Raw genomic sequence first — 5534 nt, forward strand, 5'->3', positions numbered from 1 at the left:
CCGCGCGGCCGGTGGCCCCCTCGATCGCGGCCACCAGCCGCGGCGTCAGCGCCCCGGCATCGAGGGCCACCGTCAGCGCGACGATGCCGCCCCCCGCCAGCAGCAGCAGCGCCGCCAGCGTGCCGAGCGCCCAGCGCGCCGCGCGCGGCATCAGCGCACCCGCCGGCATTTCGGCGTGCGCGGCCGGTCGAAGCCGAGGAAGCCGAAGGTCTCCTTCATGTGCGGCGGCAGCGGCGCGGCCAGCTCCAGCATGCCGCCCTCCGGATGGGGGATGCGCAGCGCGCGGGCATGCAGGTGCAGCGTGCGGTCGCCGAAGCCCTCGGGATGTGCCGCTGCACCGCCATACTTGCCGTCGCCGAGGATCGGGCAGCCAAGGGCCGCGGCGCAATGGACGCGCAGCTGGTGCGTCCGTCCCGTCAGCGGCATGAGTTCCAGAAGTGCGGCGCGCTTCTGCGCGGAATCCATGGTGCGGAACAGCGTGGCGGCGCGCGCCGCGTCCTTCGCATCGGACGGCACGGTGCGTTCGCCGTGCGCGCCGCCCGCCTTGGCCAGCGCCATGTCGATGCGGCCTTCGAGCGGATGCGGCCGGCCGACCACCACGGCCCAGTAGGTTTTCTCCGCATCCCGCCCGCGGAAGGCGGCGGCGAGTTTTCCGGCCGCGGCGGCGGTGCGCGCGAGCAGCAGCACGCCGGTCGTGTCGCGGTCGAGCCGATGCACCAGGCGCGGGCGGTCCTCGGAGCCGAAGCGCAGCGCGTCCAGCATCCCGTCCAGGTGCTTCGTGATCCCCGGCCCGCCCTGCACCGCCATGCCCTGCGGCTTGTCGAGCGCGATGACGCTGTCGTCGCGGTAGATCACCAGCCGTTCCAGCGCGGCGGCCTCGCGCGGATCGATCGGCCTGGGCGCGGCCTTGGGCGCCGGGGTCGCCGGCATGGGCGGGATGCGGACGGCCTGGCCGGGCAGCAGGCGGGTGTTCGCCTCGGCGCGCTTGCCGTCGACGCGGACCTGGCCTGTGCGCAGCATCTTCTGCAGGGCGCCCTGGGTCAGGGCGGGGAAGTGGCGGTGGAACCAGCGGTCGAGGCGAACCTCGCCCTCCTCGGGCCGCACGGTGCGGGTGGTGATGGGCATGGGCGTTCATAGCCCGCCGGGGTGCGCGGATGCGAGGGGGAGGCTAACCTCCGCCCCATGAGCATCCAGACCGCCATTCCCTGCACTTTCATGCGCGGCGGCACCAGCCGCGGCCCCTATTTCCTCGCGAAGGACCTGCCGGAGAGCCGGGAGGACATCGCCCGCGTGCTGCTCGCCGTCATGGGCAGCCCGGATGCGCGGCAGATCGACGGCATCGGCGGCGCGACGACGCTGACGAGCAAGGTCTGCATCGTCTCCCCCGCCGCCGCGGGCGAAAAGCAGCAGGTCGACTACCTGTTCGCGCAGGTTTCGGTGGACAAGGCCTTCGTCGATTTCGGCCCGACCTGCGGCAACATGCTGGCCGGCATCGGTCCCTTCGCCATCGAGAAAGGCCTGGTGCCCGCGCGGGATGATGAGACGAGCGTGCTGATCCGCGCCGTCAACACAGGCGCGCTGATCGAAAGCGTGGTGCAGACCCCGGGCGGTGCCGTGACCTATGACGGCGACACGGCGATCGCCGGCGTGCCGGGCACGGCTGCGCCCATCGTGCTGAACTTCGCCGATGCGGTGGGCGGGGCGACGGGCAGCCTGATGCCGACGGGCCATGCGAAGGATGTGATCGAGGGCGTGGAGGTCACCTGCCTCGACGTCGCCATGCCGGTGGTGATCGCGCGCGCGGCCGATCTCGGGAAGACGGCGCGGGAGAGTGCGAAGGACCTCGACGCCGACCGCGACTTCATGGCGCGGATCGAGCGCATCCGTCGCGCCGCATCCCTGGCGATGGGCATGGGCGATGCCGAGGGCAAGGTGATGCCGAAATTCGCCATGGTCGCCGAACCCGCGGGCGGGCAGGGGATCGCGGCGCGCTACTTCACGCCGCTTGCCTGCCATGAGGCGATGGCGGTCACGGGCGGCATCTGCATCGCGACCGCCTGCATGCTGCCGGGCACGGTGGCGGATGGCCTCGCGCGCATCGGGCCGAACGAGCGCGAGACCATCGCCATCGAGCATCCGACCGGGCAGATGGAAGCCGTCATCACCACGCGCCGCGCCGGCAATGACGGCGTCGAGGTGCTGGGCGGCGGCACGCTGCGCACGGCGCGGAAACTGATGGCGGGCGAGGTCTTCGTCCCCGCGCGGGTCTGGGGCGGGCGCTGACCTAACGCCGGAACAGCCACAATCCGGCAAGGCACGCCGCCGCGCCCAGCAGCACGGACGCCGCGACATAGAGGATGGCGAGCGGCGGCGACTTCTCCCACAGCCCGACCGCTTCCAGCGAGAAGGCGGAGAAGGTCGTGAACCCGCCGAGGAAGCCGGTGACGAGCAGCAGCCGCGCCTGGCCTTCCATGCCCGCCCCGGCCAGCGCGCCGATCGCCGCGCTGCCGGCGATGTTCACCGCCAGCGTCCCCCACGGGAAGCCCGCGCCGAACAGCGCGAGCGAGCCCACCGAGACGAGGTAGCGCAGCACCGACCCCGCCGCGCCGCCGAGTGCCACCAGCACCAGCGCCTGCGTCATCCGCGCCGGCGCTTCCGGCGCAGCGCGTCCCAGCGCGCCATGCGCTCGGCGATCGCGGCTTCCGCGCCGCGATCCGTCGGGCGGTAGAAGGATGGGCGGCGCATCTCCTCGGGGAAGTAGTCCTGGCCGGAGAAGCCTTCCTCGGCATCGTGGTCGTATTCGTAGCCGCTGCCGTAGCCGAGCTCGCCCATCAGCTTCGTCGGCGCGTTGAGGATGTGCTTGGGCGGCATCAGCGACCCGGTCTCCTTCGCCGCGCGCATCGCCGCGCCGAAGGCGGCATAGACCGCGTTGGATTTCGGCGCGGTCGCCAGGTGCACGACGAGTTGCGCGAGTGCGAGTTCGCCTTCCGGCGATCCCATCCGTTCAAACGTCTCCCAGGCCGCGATGGCGAGCGGCAGGGCGCGCGGATCGGCCATGCCGACATCCTCCGCCGCGAAGCGGGTCAGTCGGCGGGCGATGTAGCGCGGGTCCTCCCCGCCGGTGAGCATGCGCGCGAACCAGTACAACGCCGCGTCCGGATCGCTGCCGCGCATGGATTTGTGCAGCGCGGAGATGAGGTTGTAGTGCTCCTCGCGGTCCTTGTCGTACAGCGCGGCGCGCTTGGCGAGCAGCGCGGACAGCGCGGCGGTGTCGAGCGGCGCGGTCCCTTCCGGCAGCGCGGAGAGTTGCTCGGCCATGTTGAGCAGGTACCGCCCGTCGCCGTCGGCCATGGCGCGCAGCGTCGCGCGGGCTTCGGGCCGCAGCGGCAGGGCGCGGCCGGTCTCGGCCTCCGCGCGCGCGAGCAGCAGGTCGAGCGCGGCATCGTCCAACCGCTTCAGCACCAGCACCTGGCAGCGCGACAGCAGCGCGCCGTTCAGCGCGAAGGACGGATTCTCGGTGGTCGCCCCCACCAGCGTGACGGTGCCGTCCTCGACCACCGGCAGGAAGCCGTCCTGCTGGGCGCGGTTGAAGCGGTGGATCTCGTCGACGAACAGCAGCGTGCCCTGGCCGTTCGACTTGCGCGCGCGCGCCTCGTCGAAGGCGCGCTTGAGGTCCGCGACACCGGAGAACACCGCCGACAGCGCCGTGAAGCGCAGCCCGGCGGCTTCGGCCAGCAGCCGCGCGATGGTCGTCTTGCCCACCCCCGGCGGGCCCCAGAGGATGAGCGAGGCGAGCGAGCCGCGCGCGAGCATGCGCGACAGCGCGCCTTCCTCCCCCAGCATGTGGTCCTGCCCCACCACCTGGTCGAGCGTGCGCGGCCGCAGCCGGTCGGCGAGCGGGCGGGCGGCTTCCTCGGCCGGGGAGGCTTCGGTCGAGATGTCGCCGAACAGGTCGGGGGCGGGGGCTGGCGATCGGGCCATGCGCCATACTGCGCCGGGACCCGCGCGCGATCCATGGGGCCGCCGCGATTGCCCCGCCGAGGCGCCCGTGCCAGTCCGATCGCGACATGACCGCGACATACCACCCCGCCACGCCTCCGCTCGCCGTCCTCGAGGTCGATGTCACCCTGCCGGACATCGAGGCCTTCAACCTCCATGTCGGCTTCAGCCCGCGGATGCGGGCGCGCTGGCGGCGGCAATTCGTGCTGCTCTACGCCGTCCTGGCGTCGATCCTCGTCGGGTGGAACTGGCTCGCCTTCGGCGCGGCCCGTTTCGAGCCGTTCCAGCACTTGGTCGCCCCGCTGCTGATCTTGGCCGCGCTCGGCATCGTCTTCACCCCTGTCAGCTACGCCCTGCACCGATGGAACCTGCGGCGCACGCTGCGCGTCATGCTCGGCCGGTCGCCGCGCGACGACTTCCTCGGCCGCAAGCGGATCGAGGCGACGGCGGAGGGCATTGCCGTGATCGGCACGGCCAGCCGCGGCTTCTATGGATGGGCCGCGGTGACCGGGCTGCAGGAAACGCCCGAGCTTCTCCTCGTCATGCTGGGGGACGCCATGGCGATCGTCGTGCCGAAGCGCGGCCAGGCGGACCCGGCGCTGGACGCGCTGCGCGTCGCGGTGCGCCGCCACACCCCTGTAACTTGACGGGGCGCGGGCCCGGCGGCACGGGTGCGCCATGCTCCGCCGCGCCCTCCTCGCCCTTCCGCTCGCCGCCCCGGCCCTCGCGCAGACGGCGCCGGACCGCCCCGCGCGGCTCGTCATCGCCTTCCCGCCCGGCGGGTCCACCGACATCCTCGCCCGGCTGATCGCCCCGCGCATGTCGGAACTGCTGGGCGCGACGGTTACGCCGGAAAACCGTTCCGGCGCTTCGGGCGCGGTCGGCGCGGGGCATGTCGCGCAATCGGCGCCGGACGGCGCGACCATCCTGATCGATTCCGGCGGGCAGAGCGTGAACCCCTTCCTGATGCGGGGCCTCGCCTTCGACTATGAGCGCGACCTCGCCCCCGTCACGCTGCTCGCGACGCTGCCGCTGATCCTGGTGGTCCGCAACGAGTTCGGCGCGGCGACGCTGCCCGACGTGCTGGCGAAGCTGCGGGCCGACCCCGCCCAAGCGCGCTACGGGTCGGTCGGCATCGGCGCGCGCGTTCATCTCGCCATGGCGCAGCTGCTCCGCCGCGCCGGCATCCGCGGCGAACACGTGCCCTATCGCGGTGGCGCGGACCAGATCGCCGGCCTGCTGCGCGGAGATACGCCGATCGGCTTCACCTCCCCCGCCCTTGCCACGCCCTTGATCCGCGACGGGCGGGTGAAGGCCGTCGCCGTCTCCTCCGCCGCGCGCTTCCCGGCGCTGCCGGATGTGCCGACGGTCGCCGAGCAGGGCTTCCCGGACTTCGCCATCGGCGACTGGCTCGGCCTGCTCGTCCCCGCCGCGACGCCGCGGCCCGTCGTCGCGCGCATCGCGGCCGCGGCGGCCGATGCCGTGGGACAGCCCGCGCTGCGCCCGCGGCTCGATGCGCTCGGCCTGCTGCCCGC

General features: G+C 73.1%; 6 protein-coding genes. 3 read left to right on the forward strand and 3 right to left on the reverse strand.

Features of this window, described 5'->3' with window-relative positions; all coding sequences use genetic code 11:
* Window positions 1-150 precede the first annotated feature (150 nt).
* Entirely contained in the window at window positions 151-1125 is a 975-nt protein-coding gene (locus HW577_RS19765) for an RluA family pseudouridine synthase (protein ID WP_198377846.1), read from the reverse strand.
* Between the two features lie 57 nt (window positions 1126-1182).
* Here HW577_RS19765 and HW577_RS19770 point away from each other — a divergent pair, with 57 nt between their 5' ends.
* On the forward strand, window positions 1183-2283 hold the full coding sequence (locus HW577_RS19770) for a 4-oxalomesaconate tautomerase (RefSeq protein ID WP_232475086.1): 1101 nt from the start codon (window positions 1183-1185) through the stop codon (window positions 2281-2283).
* A 1-nt stretch (window position 2284) separates the two neighbouring features.
* Here the strand turns inward: HW577_RS19770 and HW577_RS19775 are convergent, their stop codons facing one another.
* A complete protein-coding gene (locus tag HW577_RS19775; protein WP_198377847.1) occupies window positions 2285-2641 on the reverse strand; it encodes a fluoride efflux transporter FluC in 357 nt (118 codons plus the stop codon).
* Complete coding sequence (locus tag HW577_RS19780) at window positions 2638-3981, reverse strand: replication-associated recombination protein A (protein ID WP_198377848.1); 1344 nt, start codon at window positions 3979-3981, stop codon at window positions 2638-2640. Before HW577_RS19780 ends, HW577_RS19775 begins: the two co-directional genes overlap by 4 nt.
* Before the next feature lie 86 nt (window positions 3982-4067).
* Here HW577_RS19780 and HW577_RS19785 point away from each other — a divergent pair, with 86 nt between their 5' ends.
* Both HW577_RS19785 and HW577_RS19790 read left to right on the forward strand, forming a co-directional pair.
* Window positions 4068-4646 (forward strand): YcxB family protein, encoded by a 579-nt coding sequence (locus tag HW577_RS19785; RefSeq protein ID WP_198377849.1) that lies wholly within the window; start codon window positions 4068-4070, stop codon window positions 4644-4646.
* A gap of 31 nt (window positions 4647-4677) precedes the next feature.
* A partial coding sequence (locus HW577_RS19790) for a Bug family tripartite tricarboxylate transporter substrate binding protein (protein WP_198377850.1) occupies window positions 4678-5534 on the forward strand: 857 nt, incomplete at its 3' end.

The organism is Neoroseomonas rubea (assembly GCF_016106015.1).
GTDB classification, from domain to species: Bacteria; Pseudomonadota; Alphaproteobacteria; order Acetobacterales; family Acetobacteraceae; genus Neoroseomonas; species Neoroseomonas rubea.